This window comes from Streptomyces sp. NPDC037410 (assembly GCF_055602235.1).
The window spans coordinates 97111-118737 of record NZ_JBVJWR010000022.1 but is presented as its reverse complement, the minus strand read 5'-3'; the positions used below and the strand labels follow the sequence as shown (position 1 = coordinate 118737).

The following is a 21627-nucleotide window of genomic DNA, read 5'->3' as shown; positions in this document are numbered from 1 at the left end:
CGGGACGACTACGGACCGTTTTCAGAACGTGACGACGATCCCGGTGTGCGGGCGCTTGCCGAGCCGGACGAGCATGGCCGGCACGTCGGTCAGCCAGTACTGCCAGGTGTACTTGCGCGCGAGCAGGCGCCGGATGCGGCGCAGCTCCTCCCCCTCCACGAGGCGCCCCGTCCCGGCGAACCGTCCGGCGCCCTCGGCGATGTTGCCGCGCAGGTCGCAGACGGCCACCTCGACCCGGGAGTCGCTGCGCAGCCGCCTGACCTTCCAGGAGTCGGAGCGGGTCCACACGTACAGCTCGGAGCCCTCCACCGCGTACCAGACGGGTGTCGCGACCGCCGTGCCGTTCTTCCGGAAGGTGGTCAGGCTGACGTAGCGGCCGCGCCGCAGCTCTTCGGGCATCATGCCCGGGAGCTTAGGACGCGGCCTGTTCGTACGCGGTGCGGGCCTCGGTGATCTCGGGCGTGTGGGTGCGCGCCCAGTCGCAGGCCGTGTCGAGCGGGGCGATGAGGGACCGGCCGAGGGCGGTGAGCGCGTACTCGACGCGGGGCGGGTTCTCGTCGTGGACCGTACGGGAGAGGAAGCCGTCGCGCTCCATGGCACGGAGGGTCTCGGTGAGGACCTTGGGGGTGATCCAGTGCAGGGGGACGCGGAGTTCGGAGAAGCGGCGGGGCGCCCCGTCCTCCAGGCAGCGGAGCACCATCGCGGTCCACTTGCCGCCGACGCGGATGGGCTGGGCGGGGCCTCCGCCGCAGTCGGGATCGTGGAAGAGGGAGGGGCTCAGCGGCTCCGGGGCGGACTTCTCGATCATGCGCCGACGCTAACCCAGTACCGTTGAAGTAACCAGGGGTGCCCGTCCTACGGTCCCCGCATGGACAACGACAGCAGCAGGAACATCATCGTCTTCGGCGCCGGCGGGCGGGTCGGCCGGGCGGCCGTCGCGGAGGCCGTGGCCCGTGGCCACCGGGTGACGGCCGTGGTCCGCGACCCGGCCGCGTACCGCGACCTGGAGGGCGCGGGGATCACGCTCGTACGGGGGGACGCGACGGACGCGGCCTCGGTGGCGGCGCTCGCGGCGGGCCATGACGCGGCGGTGAACGCGGCGGTCCGTCTCGACATGCCCTCGGTCGACTTCTTCACGGCAGCCGCGAAGGCGATGGTCGCCGGGCTCACCGAGGCGGGCGTCGGCCGGCTGCTCACCCTGGGCATCGCCACGACCCTGGAGACCGCCCCCGGGGTACGGATCATGGACGCACCCGATTTCCCGGAGCAGTACCGGACGTTCTCCCAGGGCCACGTGGCCGAGTTCGAGCTGCTCACGGCGGAGGCCGGGCCCGGGCTCGACTGGCTGATGGTGGTCCCGGGGATGGACCTGAACGCGGAGGCGGAGCGGACGGGCGGCTACCGGACGTCGGTGGGCACGGTGCTCGACGGCCCGGGCCGCATCGCCCACGCCGATCTGGCGCTCGCCCTCCTGGACGAGGTCGAGCGCCCGCGCCACAGCCGGGTGCAGCTCGCGGTGGCGTCCTAGGAAGCGCCGACGGGGGTGCAGAGCACCACGAGCTCGTCCATGGAGAGGTGGAGGACCCCGGCCAGGGCCGCGACGGTGAAGAAGGCCGGGGTCGGGGCCCGGCCGGTCTCGATCTTGCGGAGGGTCTCGGCGGAGAGGCCGGCGGCCGCGGCGATCTCGACCATGGACCGCTCGCCGCGCGCCGCGCGCAGGAGCAGGCCCAGGCGCTCGCCGCGCTCGCGCTCTTCGGGGGTCAGGGGTGTGCGTACCATGACGCCATTCTAATACCGGTATAGTAATTGGTCATGGTGGAGATCAAGACGAACGAATCCCTGGCGGCCATGCGTGAGTCGGGCCGGGTGGTGGCCCGCGCCCTGGCGGCCGTACGAGAGAAGGCGGCGCCCGGCGTCCCGCTCACCGAGCTCGACCGGGCCGCCCGCGCCGTGCTCACCGGGGCGGGCGCCGGCTCCCCCTTCCTCGACTACCACCCGGAGTGGGCCCCGGTGCCGTTCCCCGCGGTCGTGTGCGTCTCCGTGAACGACGCGATCGTGCACGGCATCCCGGACGGGACGCGCCTCGCCCCGGGCGACCTCGTCTCCGTGGACTGCGGGGCGACACTGGGCGGCTGGGCCGGCGACGCGGCCGTCAGCTTCACGGTCGGCCCCGCGCGGCCGGAGGACACGCGCCTCATCGCGACGGCGGAGGAGGCCCTGGCGGCCGGCATCGCCGCGGCCGTCGTCGGCAACCGCATCGGCGACATCGCCCACGCGATCGGCCGGGTCTGCCGGGACGCGGGATACGGCATCCCGGACGGCTTCGGCGGGCACGGCATCGGCCGCGCCATGCACGAGGACCCGGGCGTCCCCAACGAGGGACGCCCGGGCCGGGGCATGAAGCTGCGCCACGGGATGGTGCTCGCGATCGAGCCCATGCTCATCGGCGGCGGCACGGACGAGCACTACACGGCGCGGGACGGCTGGACGATCCGTACGTCCGACGGCTCGCGCGCGTCGCACGCCGAGCACACGGTGGCGATCACGGACGACGGCCCGCGCGTCCTGACGGCCCTCTAGCCCGCGTACGGCCGTACGACCATCACGGCTTTCCAGCCCGCGTACGGCCGTACGACCATCACGGTTCTCTAGCCCGCGTCCGGCCGGACCACCATCGCCGAGCCGCCGCCCCTGCGGACCGTCTCCGCGGCGGCCGCCCAGCGGCCGTCCGGCAGGCGCTGGACACCGGTCGCCGCGCCGATCTCCGGGTTCTGCCGGAAGCCGTGCCCGATGCCTTCGAGCTCCGCCCTCAACGGGCTGTTCCACAGGGCCGGTTCGAGCTCGGTGGTGGCCTGGTTGCGCTGGCTGGCGCGCGGCGCGGCGATCGCGTCGACGAGCGGCAGACCCCGGTCGAGGACGCCCGTCAGGGTCTGGAGGACGGTGGTGATGATGGTCGCGCCGCCCGGGGAGCCGAGCGCGAGGACGGGCCGGTCGTTCCGGTCGAGGACGATCGTCGGCGAGATCGAGGAGCGCGGCCGCTTGCCGGGGCCGGGCAGGTTCGGGTCGTGCACGGCCGGGTTCGCCGGGGCGAAGGAGAAGTCGGTCAGCTCGTTGTTGAGCAGGAAGCCCCGGCCGGGCACGGTGATGCCGCTGCCGCCGGTGGACTCGATGGTGAGCGTGTAGGTGACGATGTCGCCCCACTTGTCGGCCACGGTGAGGTGGGTGGTGTTCTCACCTTCGTACGTCGTGGGGGCGGCCGTTCCCCCGGCCGCGCAGGGCACCGGACTGGCCGGGTCGCCCGGGGCGAGCGGGCTGGTCAGGGCGGCGTCGTCGCGGATCAGGCAGGCCCGGGAGTCGGCGAACCGCTGGGAGAGCAGACCGCTCGTCGGCACGGACTCGAAGGCCGGGTCGCCGACCCAGCGGCCCCGGTCGGCGAAGGCGATGCGGCTGGCCTCGATGTAGCGGTGCAGGTACTGGGCCTGGGAGGCCTTCGAGAGGTCGGTGCCCTCCAGGATGTTCAGCGCCTCGCCGACGCTCGTGCCGCCCGAGGAGGACGGGGCCATGCCGTAGACGTCGAGCCCGCGGTACGAGACCTTCGTGGGCCTGCGGGACTCGGTGCGGTAGGCGGCGAGGTCGGCCTCCGTCAGGTCGCCGGCGCGGACGGTCCGGGTGGCGCCGTCGCGGACCGGGGGCGTGCGGACGGTGTTCACGATGTCCCGGGCGAGCGGCCCCCGGTAGAGGGCGCCGACGCCTTCGCGGCCGAGCGTCTCGTACGTACGGGCCAGGTCGGGGTTCTTGAAGACGGAGCCGACCACGGGCAGCTGACCGCCGGGCAGGAACAGCGCGGAGGTGGCGGGGAAGTCGCGGAACCGGGCCTCGTTGGCCGCGGTCTGGGAGCGGAAGGTGGGGTCGACGGTGAAGCCCTCGCGGGCGAGCCGCTCGGCGGGTTCGAGGAGGGTGCCGAGCCGCTTGCTGCCCCAGGCGTCGAGGGCGGTCTTCCAGGTGGCGGGGGTGCCGGGGGTGCCGACGCCGAGTCCGCTGGTCTGGCCCTCCTCGAAGGGGATGGGCTTGCCGTTCTCCGTGAAGAGGTCCGCACCCGCGGTCCGGGGGGCGGTCTCGCGCCCGTCGATGGTCCGTACGGTGCGGCTCTTCGCGTCGTAGTACACGAAGTAGCCGCCGCCCCCGATGCCCGCCGAGTACGGCTCGGTGACGCCGAGGGCGGCCGCGACGGCGACGGCGGCGTCGACCGCGTTGCCGCCCTTGCGGAGCACCTCGATGCCGGCGGCCGAGGCGTCGGCGTCGACACTGGCGACGGCGCCGCCGTACCCGACGGCGACGGGTTCCTTGACGGGCGGATCCGCTGCGGGCGGGGCCTTCGGGGGTGCGGCGGCGCCCATCGAGAGCACCGTCGCCGCGACGGCGAGAAGGGAGACCTTGCCAGCGGCGGAGCGACGCATTCCTACCTCCAGTCAACGACCGTCCGCGCAGCGTAACTTCCCCGGCCTCATTCCGTCAGGACCGCCTCGAACTGGAGGCCGTTTCGCCGCTAGCATGCGCGCACATGAACGACGACGTCCGCAACATCGTGCTCGGGGTCCTGGCGACCGGGGTCAGCGCCTCCTTCGGCTGGCTGGGCCGCACGTACCAATGGCGGCGCAGGCTCCGCCGCAAGCAGGCGTTCTTCGGCCTCCCGGGGAGCGCCGAGTGCCTGCTCGTGGTGAACAAGGAGGCCGGCGGCACCACGGCCGTGCATCGGTACGACGTGTTCGCGCTGCTCGAACTCTGCGCGCTCATCAAGGACTGCGGGGCGCACGCGCGCATACTCCAGCACGACCAGGCACTCCAGGGCTTCGGCGACCGGACGGAGTTCTGCGTCGGCGGGCCCGGCTCGAACCGGCGCATGGCCGCGCACCTCGCGACGCTGCTGCCGGGGCTCACGGTGAACACGGACGTGGAACGGGGCCCGGACCAGGGGTCGTTCCTGATCGGCTCGGAGCGCTACCGGATGGACGCCGGTGTCGAGGAGTACGTGATCCTGGCCCGTCTCATGGTGGGCGAGGACTGCCGGCCCGTCTTCCTCTTCTGCGGGCAGCGGGCGATCACCAACCAGGCCGCGACCCGCTATCTCGCCCGCCACTACGAGTCGTTGGGGCGCCGCCACCGCTCGGGCTCGTTCGTGCTCCTCCTGAAGGTGGTCAACTCGCAGGCGTACGGCCCCGATGTGGTGGAGCTGGTGGCCGACGTCACGAGTGCGGCACGGACGGCTCCCGTGGCCGAACCGGCAGCGACTTGATCCCGTTGATGAAGTTCGAGACGAGCCGGCGGGGCGGCCCGGCGAGGGTCAGGCCGCCGCAGGCCGCGCGCACCTCCTCGTAGAACACCCGGAGCTGGAGCCGGGCGAAGTGGGCGCCGAGGCAGACGTGCGGGCCGTCGCCGAAGGAGACGTGCGGGTTCGGGGTCCGTCCGAGGTCCAGCCGGTGCGGGTCGGCGAAGACGCGCTCGTCGTGGTTGGCGGAGGCGTGGAAGACGACGACCTTGTCGCCCTCCCGGATCCTCCGGCCGACCAGCTCGGTGTCGCGGGCGGCGGTGCGCCGGAAGGAGAGCACGGGCGGGTGGACGCGGAGGAGTTCGTCCACGGCCGTGTCCATGGAGACCTCTCCCGCCCACAGCCTCCGTTGTTCCGCGGGGTGTTCGGCGAGGGCGAGGATGCCGCCGGGGGCCGCGCTGCGGACGGTGTCGTTCCCGGCGACGGTCAGCAGGAAGAAGAACATCTCCAGTTCGGCGTCGGCGAGTTCGGAGGCGGCGAGGACGCTCATGACGTCGTCGGCCGGGTGCGCGCGTTTGTACGCGGCGAGCTCCTGGGCGTAGGCGAACATCTCGGCGAGCATGGCGGGCGAGCGGGGGTTGACCGGCCGCCCCCCGGCGTCGAGGACGGGCGGCTCGTCGGGGTCCTGGTAGGCGATGACCCGCTCGGTCCAGGTGTGCAGGAGCCCCCGGTCGCTCGCGGGGACGCCGAGCAGGTCGGTGAGGTTGAGCAGCGCGTAGTCGTCGGTGACGGTCCGGACGAGGTCCACCTCGCCGCCGTCCGCGAACGCGGCGCCGAGCAGCTCGCGGGCCCGGTCGCGCGCGGTGCTAGCGAAGCGCTCGATCCGCCCGGGTGTGAAGGCCCGGCTGACGAGCCGCCTCAACCGCCCGTGCTCCGGGGGATCCTGATTGAGCATCATGCGTCGGATGAACGGCAGGTCGGCGGGGTCGGGGTCGCGGATCTGGGTGGCGCCGAGGTGCGAGGAGTACGACTCCGCGTCCTTGAGCACGCGGACGACGTCGGCGTGCCGGGTGACGGCCCAGAACCCCGGTCCGGCGGGCCAGCCGAGGATCTCGGACTCCTCCTGCCGGGCGACGGGGGCGTGGTCGCGCAGGACGCGGAACCGGTCGTGCGGGATGCCCGCGGCGTAGATCCGCGGGTCGAAGACGTCGGGTACGTCGCTCGCGTCCCCCACCGCGCGCCTCCCGTCCGGGGTGATCCAGGGGTGAAGACGTCACCATCATGACAGGTCAGAGCCGTTTTTCGTAGGACGGAACGCACAGTTCGGGAGCCTTGTCCGGGGTGTCCCCCGACTCCCAGAATCTCCGTCGTGCAGCACACGGAGCTGCAACGCACTCAGAACAGGGGGCACATGGGGAACGCAGGGAAGTACAGCCAGGACGCGGTGCTGCGGGCGCGGGTCCTGCTGCTCGGGTCGGAGGAGCCGAGCCTCCGGGAGCGGCTTGACGCGTACCGGGTGCTGGCGGAGGTGAGCCCGCGTGCGTATCTGCCGAAGCTGGTGGACGCGCTGATCGAGCGGGCCCGCGACTTCGGGGATCCGGAGATTCTCCTGGCCCTGTACGGCGAGGCGGCGGCCGCGGCACGGCGGTTCGACGCGGACGTGCGGGACGGAGAGGAACGGCTGAGCGGTGCCCTGAGCCACTACGAGCACGCACTGTTCGCCGCCGGACGACGGGCCGAAGGGCGGGCGGTGTGCGAGGAGTTGGCGGAGGCCGGCCGGTACGGACGCCTCGCGGTCGTGCTCGCCGAGGAGGGGCGGCACGGGGAGGCGGCCGATCTGCTCCGCCGGCACATCACGCCGAGGGGCGCGGACGTGTCCGAGTGGGCGCTGATCGAGTGGGCGGCCGCGCTCGATGCCGCCGGGCGGCACGAGGAGGCCCTCAAGGTGTTCACGGACGTCGTGGACGAGGCGCGGCGCACGGCGGCGGACGACCGCTCCCCGCTGGCCTCCCTGGTGTGGAAGCTGGAGCAGTACGCCCGGATGCTCCGGGCCGACGGACGCCTGGTCGCCGAGGCCGCCACGCGGGGCGAGACACTGGACCTGCTCGCCCGGCTCGCACGGGGCGACGAGCCCGTGAGCTGGAGCGACATCCAGGCCTCGTGGGTGACCCTCCTCGCCCTCTCGGGCGGGCCGGCCGAACCGGCCGCCACCCCCGGGGCCCCGCTTCCCGCGTTCGGGGTCCACCCGTTCCACGGGTGGTCTCCCGACGTGCGCGAGGCCTGCTTCGCCTCGATTCCCGTCCTCGAACGGGAGGCGCAGACCCTGCGCGAATCGGGCGATCTCCCCGGACTGGTCGCCACCCAGCGCCGCCTGACCATCCGTCGGGCGCTCCGCTGGGAGTCGTCCGGCCGCCGGGCCGAGGAGTCGCTCCGCCCGTCCTTCGACGAGGGCGTGGACCTCGCCCGCCGCCTGACCGCCGAGCCGGGCGCGCTCGTCCGTGCCCTGACCGACCGGTCCATGTTCCTCCTCGCCGTCAAGCGGTACGAGGAAGCCCACGCCGACTTCACGGAGGCCGCCACTTTCGCGCCAATCGTTACCCGCACGTAACTTACCGACCAGTTACCACGGGTAAGGCACTCCGGTTACCGTCGGGTCACTTCACTGCCCCCACAGTGCACCGTGAGGAGTGCCCCGTGCGCACACCCCTGGCCCTCGCCGTCTCGGCCGCCCTCGTGGCCGGGACGGCCCTCGGGCTCGCACCCGCCGCCCAGGCCGCCGACACCGCCGGTTCCCTCCGTTTCGTCGACATCGCCGGGGACGGCGGCACCGTCCTCAAGGCGAACGTCGTCACGCCCGCCGGAGCCGGCTCCACCACCCGCTACCCCGTCATCGTGCTGCCCACCAGCTGGGCCGTGCCCCAGATCGAGTACCTCGCCCAGGCGCAGAAGCTCGCCGACTCCGGCTATGTCGTGGTGAGTTACAACTCGCGCGGCTTCTGGCAGTCCGGCGGGGAGATCGAGACCGCGGGCCCCAGGGACATCGCCGACGCCTCCAAGGTGATCGACTGGGCCCTCGCGAACACCCCCGCCGACCCGGCGCACGTGGGCATGGCAGGAGTCTCGTACGGCGCGGGGATCAGCCTCCTCGCCGCCGCCCACGACCCGCGGATCAAGGCCGTCGCGGCGCTCAGCGGCTGGGCCGACCTCATCGAGTCCATCTACAGCGGCCGCACCCAGCACCTCCAGGCCGCCGCCCTGCTCGGCGGCGCCGGGTACCTCACCGGACGGCCCGGTCCCGAACTCCAGGAGATCCTGGGCGACTTCCTCTCCTCCAACCTCGCCAAGGAGGAGGACATGATCGCCTGGGGCCGCGAGCGCTCCGCCGTCGAGCAGCTCGACCGGATCAACGCCAACGGCGCCGCGATCATGCTCGGCAACGCCTGGGGCGACACCATCTTCCCGCCCAACCAGTACGCGAGCTTCTACGAGAAGCTCACCGGTCCCAAGCGTCTGGAGTTCCGCCCGGGCGACCACGCCACCGCCGAGGCCACCGGCCTCCTCGGTCTGCCCAACGACACCTGGACCAGCGCCCACCGCTGGTTCGACCACTACCTCAAGGGCGTCGACAACGGCGTCGACCGTGAGCAGCCCGTCCAGCTGAAGCCCCGGTCCGACGCCCCCTACGAGGGCTACCCCGACTGGAAGTCCCTCGACGCGAACCGGCGGAAGTTCGACCTCGGCGGGACGCAGCGGATCTGGGCGAACGTCGACTCCGGCGCCGACGGCGGTGTCGTCATGCTCTCCAACCTCCTGGACCAGTTCTTCCAGGCCCCGCCCGTCGCCTCCGTCCCCCTCCTCCCCCGCGCCTTCGCCGGCGTCTGGCAGTCGGAGCGGTACGACACCCCGCAGCGGGTGCGCGGCACGGTGAAGGTGCACACCACGGTCAGCTCCACGGACGAGAGCGGCACCTTCGTCGCGTACCTCTACGACGTGGGCCCGCTCGGGCTCGGCAAGCTGGTGAGCAACGCCCCGTACACCTTCCACGGCCGGACCCCGGGGCAGCCGTTCGGCGTCGATCTGGAGCTGTTCTCCACGGCCTACGACGTCCCGGCCGGGAACCGGCTCGCGCTGGTCGTCGACACCGTCGACCCGCTCTACATCGAGCACAACCCGACCGGCGCGCGACTGGCCTTCTCGTCCCCCGCGGCCGACCCGTCGTACGTGTCGGTCCCGCTGCGGGCGGAGTGACCACCGGCGGCCGGGCACGGACTCAGTACTCGGAGGCCTCCGCGTACACCTGGGAGAGCTGCGGCGCGCCCGTCATCGCCCAGTCGAGGCCGGCCTCGACGACCTGGATCTCGCGCCCGGAGGCGAGCCGGACCACGGGGCCGCCGCCGGGCCACACCTGCCACCGGGCGCCCGGTACGTTCCGGACGATCACGGTGCCGAGGTAGAGCCCGGCGTCGTTCCCGAACCAGGGGAGCTCCTCAGGATCGTTTCGCCAGCGGGGCGACAGCTGGTCGAGCTCCTGGAGCGAGCGCGGGGTGTCGTCCAACTCCACCCCGCGCTCCGCGACACGGGAACGCAGCAGCTCGCACTCGGAGAGCAGCTCGGCCACCCCCTCCGGGTCGCCGTCGAACGCCGCGGCGAGGGGAGAGTCCGAGGCCGCGGGCTCGTGCCGCTTGCGCCAGCTGTCCAGGAAGGGGATGTTCATCCGTCCAGCGTCGCACCGTCACCTCCCGGTCGACCACCCGGCGCGCGGTGATCGTCGGGACCGGCGTCAGACGTCGAGGTCGACGACCACCGGCGCGTGGTCCGAGGCGCCCTTGCCCTTGCGCTCCTCGCGGTCCACATAGCTGTCGGAGACGGCCTCGGCGAAGGGCTTGTTGCCGTAGACCAGGTCGATGCGCATGCCCTTGTTCTTCGGGAAGCAGAGCTGGCGGTAGTCCCAGTACGTGTACGGGTGGTCGTACTTGAGGGGGCGCGGGACCACGTCGGCGAGACCGGCCTCGCGGAGCCCGGCGAGCGCGGCCCGCTCCGGCTCCGTCACGTGCGTGGCGCCCTCGAAGAGGGCGATGTCCCAGACGTCCTCGTCGGTCGGGGCGATGTTGTAGTCGCCGAGGACCGCGAAGGGCCGCTCCCCCGCCGCGTCCTCCGCGACGGCCGCCTTCAGCGCCTCAAGCCAGCGCAGCTTGTACGCGTAGTGGTCGTGGGCCACCTCGCGGCCGTTCGGCACGTACACCGACCAGACGCGGACCGGGCCGCAGGTCGCGGAGATCGCGCGGGGCTCCTCGACCCCCTCGTACTCCGGGCCGCCGGGCAGGCCGGTGACCACGTCCGCGAGGCCGACCCGGGAGACCAGGGCCACGCCGTTCCACCGCCCGGTGGCGTTGACCACCGACTCGTAGCCCAGGGCGCGCAGCTCCTCGGCGGGGAACTGCTCGGCGGTGCACTTGGTCTCCTGGATGCACAGCACGTCGGTGCCGCTGCTCTCCAGCCAGGCCAGGAGCCTGGGCAGCCGGGCGGTGATCGAATTGACGTTCCAGGTGGCGATGCGCATGTGCGCAAGCCTACTGGCGGGGTGTGACAGCGGGCGGAATCAGAGCTCCGCGGACGCGCCGGAGGCGAGGCGCGCGTGCAGGGTGCCGCCGAGCTCGCCGATCTGGCGGTCGTAGATGGGGCGCGCGAGATCGGTGAGCAGGGCGTCGTGGATGTCGTACGCCCGGCGCGGCTTGACCTCGCGCACGTAGTCGATGACCTCGGAGATCTTGTTCCAGGGGGCCATGACGGGCAGCAGCAGCGTGTCGACCGGCTGGTCGGGCACGGTGAGGGCGTCGCCGGGGTGGAAGACGGTGCCGTCGACGAGGAAGCCCACGTTGGTGACGCGCGGGATGTCCGGGTGGATCACCGCGTGCAGCTCGCCGTGGACCTGGACGTCGAAGCCGGCCGCCGTGAAGGTGTCGCCGTGTCCGACGGTGTGCACCCGCCCCGGGAAGGCCGCCGAGATCTTCTCGGCGACGCTGCGCAGCGTCCAGATCTCGGCGGCCTCGTCGGCCTCAAGGGCGGCGCGCAGCCGACCCTCGTCGAAGTGGTCGGCGTGCTCGTGGGTCACGAGCAGCACGTCGGCTCCGAGGACGGCGTCCTCCTCGGTGAACATGCCGGGGTCGAGGACGAGCGTCCGGCCGTCCTTCTCGAGGCGCACGCAGGCGTGGGACTTCTTCGTCAGCTTCACGGGGCCCAGGCTACGCCGGGGGTGTCGTCTCCTCCGTGACGACCCGGTGGACCACGCGCAGTGCCGTCTCGGCGGCCGGGAACCCGCAGTACACGCCCGCGTGGAGGACGATCTCGCGGAGCTCCTCGGGCGACAGGCCGTTGCGGAGGGCGGCGCGGGTGTGGTCGGCGAGGGCCTCCCGGTGGCCGCCGGCGATGAGCGCGGTGAGGGTGACGGCGCTGCGGGTGCGCCGGTCGAGGCCCTCGCGGCTCCACACCTCGCCCCAGGCGTAGCGGGTGACGAGCTCCTGGAAGGATCCGTCGGGGTCGTCGGCGAGGGCCTGGTCGACATGGGCGTCGCCGAGGATCTCGCGGCGCAGTCCGAGCCCCTTCTCGTACGGGTCGGGCCGGCCGGCCTCGGCGGGCTCGCCGTCCGGGGCGGCCGGGGCGGGCTCGGCGGCGGGGACGGGCGGCGCGAGCGGCGGCGGCACGGCCAGGGTGCCGCTGGTGTCCGGCGCGATGCCGGAGAAGTGCTCGGCGAGCAGGTCCGTGACGGCGGCGGGCTGCTCGACGGGCGCGAGGTGCGAGGCGCCGGGGACGACGGCGAGCCGGGCGTCGGCGATGCCGGCGACCAGGGTGCGGGCCTCGGCGGGGCCGGTGACCTGGTCCTCGGAGCCGACGAGGACGAGCGCGGGGACGCCGATGCTGCCGAGCGCCGCGCGGACGTCGAAGACGGCGAGGGCCTCGCAGGCGGCGATGTAGCAGCCGGGGTCGGTCGTCCGGACCATCTGGACGGCCCAGTCCACGATGGCGGGCTGCGCGCCGGCGAAGAACGGGGTGAACCACTGCTCGGGGGCGCTGCGGGCCATCGGCTCCAGGCCGTTGGCGCGGACGATGACCCCCCGCTGGCGGAACTCGTCGGCGGTGCCGAACCGGGGCGAGGTGGCGACCAGGACGAGCGAGGCGACCCGGTGGGGCGCGCGGAGGGCCAGGTCGAGGCCGACGGCGCCGCCGAGGGAGCAGCCCGCGTATCCGAAGCGCTGGACGCCGAGCGTGTCGAGGGTGGCGAGGAGCCGGTCGCCGAGTTCGGCGACGGAGGTGAAGGGTTCCGCGGGCGCGCCCCCGTGCCCCGGGAGGTCGAAGCGGACGACCCGCCACTCGCGGCTGAGCTCCGGTATCTGCCGGTCCCACATGTGGAAGGTCGTACCGAGGGACGGTCCCAGGACGAGGACCGGAGCGTCTTCCGGTCCGTCCACGCGGTATTGCAGGGTGTTCGTCGTTGTCTCGCTCACTCGCCAGAGCCTCTCATTTCCCGCTCCGGGGCTCGGAGCCGGGTCGAACCCGGCTCCGCGGGGACGGCTCCCGCGCCGGTGAGCGGGGCCGGTCTCCGGGAGCCCGTTCGCACGTCGGGTGCGTCAGGCGGCGATGATTCCGGTGCCGAGCAGGCCGAGCAGCAGCACGCCGACGATCACGCGGTAGACGACGAAGGCGTTGAAGGAGTGCCGGGCGACGTACTTGAGCAGCCAGGCGATGGAGGCGTACGCGACGACGAAGGAGACGGCGGTGCCGACGACGAGCGGGGCGATGGCGGCGCCGCTGCCGGCGGCGTCCTTGAGTTCGTACAGGCCGGCGCCGGTGAGGGCGGGGATGCCGAGGAAGAAGGACAGCCGGGTGGCGGCGACCCGGTCGAGGTCCAGCATCAGGGCGGTGGACATGGTCGCGCCGGAGCGGGAGAAGCCGGGGAAGAGCAGCGCGAGGATCTGCGAGCAGCCCACGAGCATGGCGTCCTTGAAGCCGGTGTCGTCCTCGCCGCGCTTGTGGCGGCCCATCTGGTCGGCCGCCCACATGACGCCGCTGCCGGCGATCAGCGAACCGGCGACCACCCACAGGGAGGCGAGCGACCCTTCGATGAGGGGCTTGGCGGCGAGGCCGACCACCACGATCGGGATCGTGGCGAAGATGACCCACCAGGCGAACTTGTAGTCGTGGTGGTAGCGCTCCTCCTTGTTCCGCAGGCCGACCACCCACGCGGTGACGATGCGGACGATGTCCTTGAAGAAGTAGACGAGGACGGCGGCGATCGCGCCGACCTGGATGACGGCGGAGAAGCCGACCACGGAGGGGTCGTCGACGGGGATGCCCATCAGGCCCTCGGTGATCTTGAGGTGGCCGGTGGAGGAGATGGGCAGGAATTCGGTGATGCCTTCGACGATGCCGAGGACGGTGGCCTGACCGAGGCTGATGACGCTCATCGGGGTCCTGTCTGGGTGGGATGGCGAGCGGTACGGGAGGGGCAGGGGTACGGGAGGGGGCAGGGCCTCAGTGGCCGGCGCCGCCGGACGACCGGCGGGCCCGCAGGACCTCGAAGGCGAGCGGGAGCAGGGAGACCGCGACGATCGCCGCGATCAGGGGGAGCAGATAGCGGTCGACGTCCGGGATGCTCGACCCCAGCGCGTAGCCGCCGAGGACGAGGCCCGCCGTCCACACCAGGCCGCCGGCGACCTGCCAGAGGGCGAAGGTGCGGGCGGGCATGCCGACCATGCCCGCGAGGGGGTTGAGCACGGTGCGGACCACGGGGAGGAAGCGGGCCAGGACGACGGCCTTGCCGTGGCCGTACCGCGCGAGGAGCTTCTCGGCCCGGGCGGCGCCCTCGCGCAGGTGGCGGCTGCGGGTGCGCTCCAGGAGGGCGCGCCCGGCGCGGGCGCCGATCAGGTAGCCGGTCTGGGCGCCGAGGAGGGCTCCGGCCGCGGCGGCGAGCAGGACGCCGGGCAGGGAGAGGTGGACGCCGCCGGCGCCGGTGGTGCACAGCAGGCCGGCGGTGAACAGCAGGGAGTCGCCGGGCAGGAAGAAGCCGATCAGGAGGCCGGTCTCGGCGTACAGGACCAGGAACACGCCGAGCGCGCCGAACGCGGTCAGCAGGGATGTGGCATCCAGCGGGTTCAGGGCCTGGGGCACCTGGGTTCCTTTCCGCCGTGCGCGGCCGGGGGTCCGGCTGTCCCTGGGCAGGGGCGCATGGCACACTCGTGGAACAGCATTTACGCGTGCGTAGAACTTCTACGCGACTGTAGAAGATGGCTGGGAGAACGACAAACCCCATGGACGGCAACACGCGCGACCACACCTCCAGACGGCCCAACGGCGCCCGTGAGACCCAGATCCTCACCCTGCTCCAACACGCCGGGGGCGCACTCACGCCCGGCGAGGTGGTCGAGCGCCTCCGGGACGACCTCACGTACAGCACCGTCGTGACGATCCTGACCCGGATGCACGGCAAGGGAATGCTCCACCGCTCCCCCCGCGGCCGCGCCTACGCCTACGCGCCCGTCACCGACGACGCCGGCTTCGCCGCCCGCCGCATGCGCTCCGTACTCGACGACCGGCCCGACCGCGAGGCCGTCCTCGCCCGCTTCGCCGACGAACTCTCCGACGCGGACGCCGATCTGCTGCGCCAGATGCTCGGGGACACCGACGGCGGCGACACGGACGGCGCCGCCCACGGGACCGACCGGTAAGGGAACCCGCCGCCATGCGCTTCGCCGTCTACCTGCCGCTCCTGCTGCCCTTCCTCACCCCGCTCGGCGTGCGTCTCCTCGCCGAGCGCTGTGAACCGCGCCTGGGCACCTGGCTGCTCAGCCTCTCCGCGCTGGTACTGGGTGCCGCGAGCACGCTCAGCCTCGGCCTGCTCGCCCTCACCGGCCTCGTCCGCGTCCCCTGGCTGGCCGCCCTCGGCCACTGGGCGCCGCTGTCCGCCCGCGAGGACCCCGCCGCCGTGCCCGTCTCCCTGGCCGCGGGACTGCTGCTGGGCGGCGCCACCCTGATGGCCGTACGGTTCCTCCTCCGGCGCGCGCGGACGCTCGCCGCCGCCGCGCTCGACGCGGCCTGCATGCCCACCCACGACGGCCTGGTCGTCGTCGACGACGAGGCCCCCGACGCCTTCGCCCTGCCCGGACTGCCCGGCCGCGTCGTCGTCTCCACCGGCATGCTGCACACCCTGGAGCCCGCCGAGCACCGCATCCTCCTGGCCCACGAGCGGGCCCACCTGACCTCCCACCACTACGCCTTCGTGGCCGCCGCCCAGCTCGGCGCGGCCGCGAATCCGCTCCTTCGCCCGCTGGCCCGCGCCGTCACGTTCACCATCGAGCGCTGGGCCGACGAGAGCGCCGCTGCCGCCACCGGCGACCGGCGCCAGGTGGCCAGGGCCGTCGGCAAGGCCGCACTCGCCTCCCGCCACGCCGACCGGACCCCGCGCGGCGCGCTCGGCTTCCTCGGCCGGGGCGGCAAGGGCACCCCGGGCCCCGTGCCCCGGCGGGTCGCCGCGCTCCTCGCACCGCCCCGGGGCCCCCGCCCGCTGCTCACCGCGGTCACCCTCGCCGTCCCCGCCGCCGCGCTCCTCGCCGCGGGCGAGGCCGCCCTCGACCTCCACCGTCTACTGGAGGGCCTCGGCATCCGCTGACTCCGACTCTCCCCGGTCCGTTCCCAGGTACCGGTCGAGCGGCGGCTCCTGGGCCAGGACGGCGCCGATGGTGAAGGCGAAGGTGAGCGCGGCGCACACCACGATCAGCCAGGACAGCAGGGTCAGGACCAGGCCCAGCGAGCCGTACTCGCCCAGGGCCCGGTTGAGGGCGCCCGGCATGTAGAGGTGGGCCGTGACGCCGAGGACGGTCGAGGCGACGCCCGCCAGGACGGCGCCGGGCAGCAGCGGCAGCCAGGCGACCCGCTTGGCGAGCAGGAGGTGCTGGGTCCACAGCCAGACCCCCGTCGCGACCAGGAAGTACAGCGGCAGGCCCAGCCAGCTGCCGGCCCCGAAGCCGTCGCGGACCGGAGCCTGGAGGAGCACCACGACGACGAGCGCGAGCAGCCACACCAGCCACCGCCAGGCCGCGATCCGCGTCCCCGCCTTGGGGAGCCGCCAGGCCCGCTCGCACACCCGGGCCATGGCGCGGCTGAAGCTCGTGGCCGAGACCAGCGCCACGATCGCGCCCACGATGCCGCTGGTCTCCCGCACGCCCTCGGGGGCGGACCCGTCGAGGACCTGCCGCAGCTGCTGGTCGGCCTGGCCGGTCAGCCCGAACATGGCACGGAGGGACTCGCGCATCTGGTCGCGCACGGCGAGCGGGGCGAAGGCCGCGAGGGCGAAGAGCAGGGGGACGGCGGCCAGGAAGGCCTGGGCGGCGAGCCGCGTGGCGCCGTCCAGGAGGTTCCCGCTCACCAGCCGGCCGGTGAGCTCCGTGAGGACGGGAAAGCGGCGCTCGGCCCCCGTCCGGATGCTGCGCAACCGGGTCGCCCACGACATCCCGCCTCCCGACCCCTGCCCGGCCCGTGCCGCCATTGGACGTGAGTCCGCGCGCCCGCGCGAGCCGGGCCGGTCCTTCCGGGGGAGTCCCGGGGCGTCAGGGGCTCGTGGTCGACACCGCGTACACGCGGGGGAAGGCCGGCTCGGTGAGGTCTACCGTGACGTCCAGGCGCGGGCGGGGTGCCTCGCGGGTGACGACGCCGCCCGCCCAGGTCATGCCGTCGGCGAAGGTCCAGCCGGCGATGTCGGCGTCGCGCTCGCCGACGGTGACCCGGCCCTGGGTGAGCGCCGAGCGGGAGGTCCCGGCCTCGGCGAGGAAGGCGTCGAGGCCGCCCGCGGTCGTCGAGAACTGGACGTACAGCCTGCTCGTCTTCCAGTTGCTGGTCTCGTAGTAGGCGACGTCCCAGGCCCCGGGAGGGATCGGGACCTCGAAGACGCGGCGCTTCATCAGCGAGGGCCAGTTGTCCTGGAGACCGGCCGGCGAGGACTCGCGCTCCTTGTCGCGGCCGCTGGCACGGCTCTGCTCCGCGGAGACGACGAGGTAGCCGGCCGGGATGCCGACGAGCAGCACGATGATGACGGCCGTCAGCCAGCGGCGGCGGATCATGTGCCCCCGGTCCTCGGGGAGCTTCTCCTGCGGGGCGCGGGGCGGGGCGGACTGGAGGGGCAGAGTCATGAAGAGGGGTCCTCGGGGGTGCGTGCGGCCCGGCCCGAGGTCCCGTTGCGCAGGGCCTGGGCGTAGCGCTCGTACCGTTCGTACCGCTCGACGCGGCGCCGGTTGGCGCGGCGGAAGCGGCGGGCGACGAGCCGGGCGAGGTCGGCGGCGCCGACCATGCCGGCCTCGGGGCCGAGCTGGGCGCGGGTGATACGGGCCTCGGGGCGGTAGCCGCGGCCGGTGAGGTGGCGGCGGAAGGCCTCCCTCGCGGGGCCGATGAGCAGGTCGTCGGCGGCGGAGACGCCTCCGCCGATGACGAAGCAGGAGGGGTCGAGCGCGGCGGCGAGGTTGGCGATGCCGACGCCGAGCCACTGGCCGATGTCCTGGAGGAGCTCGACGCACATCGCGTCGCCCTCGCGGGCGAGCTCGGTGATGAGCGGGCCGGTGATCTCGGGGACGTTCCCCTTGACCCGCTCGATGATCTCGTACGCGACCGGGGAGTCCGCGGCGGCCAGCTCGCGGGCCTCGCGGACCAGCGCGTTCCCGGAGCTGTACTGCTCCCAGCAGCCGCGGTTGCCGCAGGGGCAGCGGTGGCCGCCGGGGACGACCTGCATATGGCCGAACTCTCCGGCGACCCCGTACTTGCCCCGCTTGACCTGGCCGTCCTCCAGGATGGCGCCGCCGATGCCGGTGCCCAGGGTGATCATGACGAGGTGGTCCTCGCCGCGTCCGGCGCCGAAGCGCCACTCGGCCCAGGCGGCGGTGTTGGCGTCGTTGTCGACCATGACGGGGACGGCGAGGCGGCCCTGCAGGGCGTCGCGGAGGGGCTCGTTGCGCCAGGCGAGGTGCGGGGCGAAGAGGACCCGGGCGCGGTCGGCGTCGACCCAGCCGGCCGCGCCGATGCCGACGGCGTGCACGTCGTGCCGGTCGGAGAGGTCCAGGACCAGTTCGACGATGGTGTCCTCGACGACCTTGGGGCTCTTGGACTTGTCCGGCGTCTCCGTGCGGAGCTTCTCCAGGATGTTGCCGTCGGCGTCGACGACGCCGGCCATCACCTTCGTACCGCCGATGTCGATGCCGACGGTCGGCACCCGGGGCGCCGTCAGGTGGGAGCGCCGCTCCCGGGTCCCGACGGTGCGCAGCACGGTCCCGCGGGCGGCTCGCCTGGGGGTACCCCCTGCTCGCAGAGCTTGGGGGAGGGCGAGGTCACGGTAGGTACTCATCGGCTCCGATTCTGCCAGGTGGGGTGTGAAGGGGCCGTTACGTGCCGGTCGGCCGCTCCAGCTCGTGGCGCAGGTCCTCCAGCTCGCTGCCGCCCGCCATCTGCCGGGTCAACTCGTCGAGCGTGACGGAGTCCTTGGTGTGGCTCGCCGCCATGGCGCCCCGCTTGAGAAGGACGAAACGGTCGCCGACGAGGTAGGCGTGGTGCGGGTTGTGCGTGATGAGGACCACGCCGAGGCCCTCGTCACGGGCGGCCGCCACGTACTTCAGGACGACCCCGGACTGCTTGACGCCGAGCGCGGCGGTCGGCTCGTCGAGGACGAGGACCTTGGCGCCGAAGTGGACCGCGCGGGCGATGGCCACGCACTGGCGCTCGCCGCCGGAGAGGGTGCCGATCGGCTGGTCGACGTCCCGGAGGTCGATGCCCATGCGGAGCAGCGCCTCGCGGGTGGTCGTCCGCATCTGCCCGACGTCGAGCCGCTTGAAGGGGCCGGAGCCCCTGGTGGGCTCGGAGCCGAGGAAGAAGTTCCGCCAGACCGGCATGAGCGGGACGACGGCGAGGTCCTGGTAGACGGTGGCGATGCCCCGGTCGAGGGCGTCGCGCGGGTTGGCGAGGGTGACCTCCTCGCCCTCGATGCGGAAGGTGCCGGCGTCGTGCCGGTGGAGGCCGGCGACGATCTTGATGAGGGTGGACTTGCCGGCGCCGTTGTCGCCGAGGACGCAGGAGATCGCGCCCGCGTTCACTTCGAGGGAGACGCCTTCGAGGGCCCGGATGTTGCCGTAGTACTTGCTGACGTCGGTCAGCTCCACCAGCGGGGTCGGCTCCGTGGTCATTTGGTCGCCTCCACGCGCTTGCGGATCCAGGCGTTCAGCAGGGTCGCCAGGAGGAGCATCGCCCCCAGGAAGAACTTGAACCAGTCGGGGTTCCACTCGGCGTACACGATGCCCTTGCTGGTCATGCCGAAGATGAGGGCGCCGACCGCCGAGCCGATGGCCGAGCCGTATCCGCCGGTGATCAGGCAGCCGCCGATGACGGCCGCGATGATGTAGATCAGCTCGTTGCCGACGCCTTCGCCCGACTGGACGACGTCGAAGGAGAAGAGCAGGTGCTGGCCGGAGATCCAGGCGCAGAAGGCCACGCCCATGTAGAGGCCGATCTTCGTGCGGTAGACGGGGACGCCGACCGCGCGGGCCGCGTCGGCGCCGCCGCCGACGGCGAAGATCCAGTTGCCGAAGCGGGTGCGGAGCAGGATCCAGGTGGCGAGCGCGACCAGGCCGAGCCACCACAGGATGGTGACCTTGAACTCGACGCCGCCGATCGTCCACTCGGAGGCGAAGAGGGTCTTGGCGGAGGGGAAGCCCTCCATGTCGGCGATGGTCTTGGTGGAGACGGTGCCGCTGATCAGCTTGGTGAGGCCCAGGTTCAGGCCGGTCAGCATGAGGAAGGTGCCGAGCGTGATGATGAAGCTGGGCAGCTTGGTGCGGGTCAGCATGAAGCCGTTGAAGACGCCGATCGCCAGGGTGACGAGCAGCGAGACGCCGACGCCGACCCAGACGTTCGCCGTCATCTGGTAGCTGAACATCGACGAGACGAGCGCCGAGCTGGTGACCAGGACACCGGCGGACAGGTCGAACTCGCCGCCGATCATCAGCAGGGCGACCGGGACGGCCATGATGCCGATGGTGGAGGCCGCGTAGAGGACGGTGCCGAGGCTGGAGGGCTTGAGGAAGCTGTCGGCGACCACCGAGAAGAAGACGAAGACGGCGATCGCGCCGACGACCGAGCCGAGCTCGGGGCGGGCGAGCAGCTTCTTCAGGGGGGTGGTGCGGATCAGCCGTTCGTCGACGTGGTCGACACCGTCCGACGGCGGGGCGGTGGAGCTCATCGGGTGCCCCGATCCGCGTACTGCTTCAGCGCGGCGGCCTGGTCCTTGGTGATGATCTGGGGGCCGGTCAGGACCGGCTTGCCGCCGCCGAGGACGTCGGCGTTGTAGCGGTACAGCCAGAGCAGGTCGACGGCCTCGTAGCCCTGGAGGTAGGGCTGTTGGTCGACGGCGAAGCCGAGGGTGCCGGCCTCCAGGGCGGTCGCGACCTTGGCGTTGAGGTCGAAGGTGTCGACCTCGGCCTTGCTGCCGGCGCTCTTGGCGGCCTGGACGGCGGTGTCGGCGAAGGGGGCGCCGAGGGTGACGACGGCGTCGACGTCCTTGTCGGACTGGAGCTTGGCCTCGATGGAGGCCTTGACGTCGGGCATGTTGGTGCCGTCGACGTACAGGTTCACCAGCTCGCCGTCGAAGGTCTTCTTCACGCCCGCGCAGCGCTGCTCGTGGCCGACGTTGCCCTGCTCGTGCAGGACGCAGAGGGCCTTCTTCTTCCCGCGCTTGTCGAGCTCCTCGCCGACGGCCTCGCCGGCGACGGTCTCGTCCTGGCCGATGTGGGTGAGCGCGCCGTAGGCCTTGGACTGCTCGGCGCCCGAGTTCACGGTGATCACCGGGATGCCGGCCTTGACGGCCTTCTCGACGGCGGCCTTCATGGCGTCGGGCTTGGCGAGCGTGACGATCAGTCCGTCGACGCCCTTGGCGACGTACGAGTCGATCAGCTGCGCCTGCTGCTGTGCCTCGTCGTTGTGGGCGTAGAGGAAGTTGATGTTGTCCTTCACGGCGGCCTGCTTGGCGCCCTTCTGGACGATGTCCCAGAAGGTGTCGCCGTCGCCCGAGTGGGTCACCATGGCGAAGGTCCACCGGGGGGTGTCCACGGCCGCCCTGCCCTGGGCCTCGGCCGCCTTGCGGGCGTCCTCCGCCCGCTTTCCGCCGGTGCTGCTGCACCCGGCGAGCGCCGCGGTGAGTGCGAGGGCGAGCACGGCGCCGACTGCGGCGCGTACCCCTCCTGTCCGAAGCCTGGTCACGAGGCCGTGCCCTCCTTTGTGTCCTTCTGCGTGCATTGCAGTATCGGTCATGCGGGTCGTGGCGCTGGTCAGGGGCCCCC

General features: G+C 72.8%; 24 protein-coding genes. 7 read left to right on the top strand and 17 right to left on the bottom strand.

All coding sequences use genetic code 11. From position 1 onward, the window contains the following. Window positions 1-21: 21 nt before the first annotated feature. Window positions 22-402, bottom strand: a complete 381-nt coding sequence (locus ACZ7HT_RS30250; protein WP_471171691.1) for a PPOX class F420-dependent oxidoreductase — start codon at window positions 400-402, stop codon at window positions 22-24. A 10-nt stretch (window positions 403-412) separates the two neighbouring features. Further along, entirely contained in the window at window positions 413-808 is a 396-nt protein-coding gene (locus ACZ7HT_RS30245) for a winged helix-turn-helix transcriptional regulator (RefSeq protein ID WP_471171689.1), read from the bottom strand. A gap of 60 nt (window positions 809-868) precedes the next feature. Between ACZ7HT_RS30245 and ACZ7HT_RS30240 the strand changes: the two genes are divergently transcribed. Next, window positions 869-1528, top strand: a complete 660-nt coding sequence (locus ACZ7HT_RS30240) for an NAD(P)-dependent oxidoreductase (RefSeq protein ID WP_471171687.1) — start codon at window positions 869-871, stop codon at window positions 1526-1528. On the opposite strand, the gene ACZ7HT_RS30235 is transcribed toward ACZ7HT_RS30240, so the two are convergent. After that, window positions 1525-1779: a helix-turn-helix domain-containing protein gene (locus ACZ7HT_RS30235; RefSeq protein WP_471171685.1), complete on the bottom strand. Its 255-nt coding sequence runs from the start codon at window positions 1777-1779 to the stop codon at window positions 1525-1527. The genes ACZ7HT_RS30240 and ACZ7HT_RS30235 overlap by 4 nt on opposite strands. Window positions 1780-1812: 33 nt before the next feature. Here ACZ7HT_RS30235 and map point away from each other — a divergent pair, with 33 nt between their 5' ends. Beyond that, window positions 1813-2580 carry a type I methionyl aminopeptidase gene (gene map / locus ACZ7HT_RS30230; RefSeq protein WP_471171683.1) on the top strand — a complete coding sequence of 256 codons (768 nt, stop codon included), beginning with the start codon at window positions 1813-1815 and terminating at the stop codon, window positions 2578-2580. A 68-nt stretch (window positions 2581-2648) separates the two neighbouring features. Here the strand turns inward: map and ggt are convergent, their stop codons facing one another. Further along, on the bottom strand, window positions 2649-4457 hold the full coding sequence (gene ggt / locus ACZ7HT_RS30225; protein ID WP_471171682.1) for a gamma-glutamyltransferase: 1809 nt from the start codon (window positions 4455-4457) through the stop codon (window positions 2649-2651). Window positions 4458-4561: 104 nt separating this feature from the next. Between ggt and ACZ7HT_RS30220 the strand changes: the two genes are divergently transcribed. Further along, a complete protein-coding gene (locus tag ACZ7HT_RS30220; RefSeq protein ID WP_471171680.1) occupies window positions 4562-5293 on the top strand; it encodes a hypothetical protein in 732 nt (243 codons plus the stop codon). Here ACZ7HT_RS30220 and ACZ7HT_RS30215 read toward each other — a convergent pair. Continuing rightward, on the bottom strand, window positions 5244-6500 hold the full coding sequence (locus tag ACZ7HT_RS30215) for a cytochrome P450 (protein ID WP_471171678.1): 1257 nt from the start codon (window positions 6498-6500) through the stop codon (window positions 5244-5246). The genes ACZ7HT_RS30220 and ACZ7HT_RS30215 overlap by 50 nt on opposite strands. Window positions 6501-6677: 177 nt before the next feature. Between ACZ7HT_RS30215 and ACZ7HT_RS30210 the strand changes: the two genes are divergently transcribed. Together ACZ7HT_RS30210 and ACZ7HT_RS30205 are read left to right on the top strand one after the other, a co-directional pair. Then, window positions 6678-7874 carry a hypothetical protein gene (locus ACZ7HT_RS30210; protein ID WP_471171676.1) on the top strand — a complete coding sequence of 399 codons (1197 nt, stop codon included), beginning with the start codon at window positions 6678-6680 and terminating at the stop codon, window positions 7872-7874. A gap of 86 nt (window positions 7875-7960) precedes the next feature. After that, on the top strand, window positions 7961-9514 hold the full coding sequence (locus ACZ7HT_RS30205; RefSeq protein ID WP_471171675.1) for a CocE/NonD family hydrolase: 1554 nt from the start codon (window positions 7961-7963) through the stop codon (window positions 9512-9514). 22 nt (window positions 9515-9536) lie between these two features. On the opposite strand, the gene ACZ7HT_RS30200 is transcribed toward ACZ7HT_RS30205, so the two are convergent. From ACZ7HT_RS30200 to ACZ7HT_RS30175, 6 genes are all read right to left on the bottom strand, one after another. Then, window positions 9537-9980: a DUF6278 family protein gene (locus ACZ7HT_RS30200; protein WP_471171674.1), complete on the bottom strand. Its 444-nt coding sequence runs from the start codon at window positions 9978-9980 to the stop codon at window positions 9537-9539. A gap of 66 nt (window positions 9981-10046) precedes the next feature. Further along, a complete protein-coding gene (locus ACZ7HT_RS30195) occupies window positions 10047-10826 on the bottom strand; it encodes an exodeoxyribonuclease III (RefSeq protein WP_471171672.1) in 780 nt (259 codons plus the stop codon). A 39-nt stretch (window positions 10827-10865) separates the two neighbouring features. Further along, window positions 10866-11498, bottom strand: coding sequence for an MBL fold metallo-hydrolase (locus ACZ7HT_RS30190; RefSeq protein WP_471171670.1), 633 nt, complete (start codon window positions 11496-11498; stop codon window positions 10866-10868). A 10-nt stretch (window positions 11499-11508) separates the two neighbouring features. Then, on the bottom strand, window positions 11509-12768 hold the full coding sequence (gene pcaDC / locus ACZ7HT_RS30185) for a bifunctional 3-oxoadipate enol-lactonase/4-carboxymuconolactone decarboxylase PcaDC (protein ID WP_471171668.1): 1260 nt from the start codon (window positions 12766-12768) through the stop codon (window positions 11509-11511). A gap of 123 nt (window positions 12769-12891) precedes the next feature. Continuing rightward, complete coding sequence (locus ACZ7HT_RS30180; RefSeq protein WP_471171667.1) at window positions 12892-13728, bottom strand: undecaprenyl-diphosphate phosphatase; 837 nt, start codon at window positions 13726-13728, stop codon at window positions 12892-12894. A 67-nt stretch (window positions 13729-13795) separates the two neighbouring features. Then, the gene (locus tag ACZ7HT_RS30175; RefSeq protein ID WP_471171665.1) at window positions 13796-14431 is read right to left on the bottom strand and encodes a DedA family protein; all 636 of its coding nucleotides are present in this window, start codon (window positions 14429-14431) and stop codon (window positions 13796-13798) included. Between the two features lie 140 nt (window positions 14432-14571). On the opposite strand from ACZ7HT_RS30175, the gene ACZ7HT_RS30170 reads away from it, so the two are divergent. Continuing rightward, window positions 14572-14988, top strand: a complete 417-nt coding sequence (locus tag ACZ7HT_RS30170) for a BlaI/MecI/CopY family transcriptional regulator (RefSeq protein ID WP_471171663.1) — start codon at window positions 14572-14574, stop codon at window positions 14986-14988. Window positions 14989-15002: 14 nt separating this feature from the next. After that, complete coding sequence (locus ACZ7HT_RS30165; RefSeq protein ID WP_471171661.1) at window positions 15003-15929, top strand: M56 family metallopeptidase; 927 nt, start codon at window positions 15003-15005, stop codon at window positions 15927-15929. Here ACZ7HT_RS30165 and ACZ7HT_RS30160 read toward each other — a convergent pair. From ACZ7HT_RS30160 to ACZ7HT_RS30135, 6 genes are all read right to left on the bottom strand, one after another. Next, window positions 15903-16769, bottom strand: coding sequence for a YhjD/YihY/BrkB family envelope integrity protein (locus tag ACZ7HT_RS30160; RefSeq protein ID WP_471171659.1), 867 nt, complete (start codon window positions 16767-16769; stop codon window positions 15903-15905). The two genes, ACZ7HT_RS30165 and ACZ7HT_RS30160, sit on opposite strands and share 27 nt — an antisense overlap. 97 nt (window positions 16770-16866) lie before the next feature. Beyond that, the gene (locus ACZ7HT_RS30155; protein ID WP_471171657.1) at window positions 16867-17445 is read right to left on the bottom strand and encodes a hypothetical protein; all 579 of its coding nucleotides are present in this window, start codon (window positions 17443-17445) and stop codon (window positions 16867-16869) included. Continuing rightward, complete coding sequence (locus ACZ7HT_RS30150; protein ID WP_471171656.1) at window positions 17442-18647, bottom strand: ROK family glucokinase; 1206 nt, start codon at window positions 18645-18647, stop codon at window positions 17442-17444. The genes ACZ7HT_RS30155 and ACZ7HT_RS30150 overlap by 4 nt, the downstream gene beginning before the upstream one ends. Window positions 18648-18684: 37 nt before the next feature. Further along, the gene (locus ACZ7HT_RS30145) at window positions 18685-19479 is read right to left on the bottom strand and encodes an ATP-binding cassette domain-containing protein (RefSeq protein WP_471171655.1); all 795 of its coding nucleotides are present in this window, start codon (window positions 19477-19479) and stop codon (window positions 18685-18687) included. Next, window positions 19476-20531, bottom strand: coding sequence for an ABC transporter permease (locus ACZ7HT_RS30140; protein WP_471171653.1), 1056 nt, complete (start codon window positions 20529-20531; stop codon window positions 19476-19478). Before ACZ7HT_RS30140 ends, ACZ7HT_RS30145 begins: the two co-directional genes overlap by 4 nt. Then, the gene (locus ACZ7HT_RS30135; RefSeq protein ID WP_376587776.1) at window positions 20528-21547 is read right to left on the bottom strand and encodes a sugar ABC transporter substrate-binding protein; all 1020 of its coding nucleotides are present in this window, start codon (window positions 21545-21547) and stop codon (window positions 20528-20530) included. The genes ACZ7HT_RS30140 and ACZ7HT_RS30135 overlap by 4 nt, the downstream gene beginning before the upstream one ends. Between the last annotated feature and the right edge of the window lie 80 nt (window positions 21548-21627).